General features: G+C 72.4%; 1 protein-coding gene and 1 pseudogene. Both read left to right on the top strand.

Annotated elements, in window-relative coordinates; translation table 11 throughout:
* The coding region (locus QN345_RS19305; protein WP_323509147.1) for an ATP-binding cassette domain-containing protein at positions 1-853 on the top strand (853 nt) is incomplete at its 5' end.
* Between the two features lie 87 nt (positions 854-940).
* Positions 941-1199 (top strand): annotated as a pseudogene (locus tag QN345_RS19310) (hypothetical protein); the annotation flags it as partial.

Here is a 1199-nt window from a genome sequence, read left to right on the forward strand (position 1 = left end):
CGCATTCGATGCGATCGTCGCCGGTGACATGGTCCTCCAGAGCAAACCGCACCCTGAGGCCTATCTCTCGGCCGCCCTCGGCGCCTGGCGCCAGGTGCGATCGAGCGCCCAACGTGTTGCGGATGCCGTACCCACCACGGTCCCGCGGGAGATCCCGATCGAGAGCGACGCCGATTCCGGGCGGGACGCCGTCGCCGCCATGTCCGCGCAGCCTGTGCTGCTGCTGAGAGGGGTCGGCGCTTCCTGGCCCGGCGCCACGGAGCCCGGCGTCTCCGGCGTGACCCTCCGCCTCGGCCCCGGTGAACGCGTCCACCTCGCCGGCCAGAGCGGCGCCGGCAAGACCACGCTCGCGCAGGTGCTCGTCCGTTTCCTCGACTACACCGGTTCGTACACGCTCGACGGGGTCGAGGCGAACACGCTCGCACCCTCCGCCGTGCGCCGCGTCGTCGGACTGTGCGAGCAACAACCCTGGCTCTTCGACGACAGCATCCGCCAGAACCTGCTGTTCGCCAGGGAAACCGCGAGCGACGACGACCTGCTCGCCGTGCTCGACCGGGTCGGCCTCGGCGACTGGACCGCACAGCGCGGAGGACTGGACGCGAGGGTCGGCGAACGCGGTGCCCTCGTCTCCGGCGGCCAGGCCCAGCGGATCGCCCTCGCCAGGGCGCTCCTGGCGGACTTCCCCGTGCTCGTCGTCGACGAACCCACCGCGAACGTGGACGAGGCGCAGGGCGACCGTCTCGTTCGGGACATCCTCGCGACGGCGGCAGAGGACGGCAGGGCCGTCCTGCTCATCTCGCACACCCCGGTGCCCGATGAGCTCATCACCGCCCGGGTGACCCTTCCCGCCTGACCCTGCCCGTCCGAGCCCGTCCGGCACTCCCGGGCCCGCCCGTCTGAATCTGCCGGTCCGGTCCGGCGAGCGCCCTAGGCTGGGGGCGTGTCCGCATCAGCCCGTCCTCGTCGCAGTCCCGGCAGGGGCGACGTCGAACGCTGGGACCTCGACGGCTGGTGGGACCCGGCGGATGCCTTCGACGCGCTCTACCGGGACAGTGCCCACGCGATCTGGCTCGACGCCGGCCCCGGCGCGCAGGCCGGCTTCAGCTACCTCGCCGGGCCGACCGAACGCTCCCGGTTCGTGACCGCCTCGGTACTGGATGGAACCGTGACCGTGACGGTTCCCGGCGACCCGCTCACCG

The sequence above is a fragment of the Cryobacterium sp. 10I1 genome (genome assembly GCF_035019805.1).
In the GTDB taxonomy this organism is placed as follows: Bacteria; Actinomycetota; Actinomycetes; order Actinomycetales; family Microbacteriaceae; genus Cryobacterium; species Cryobacterium glucosi.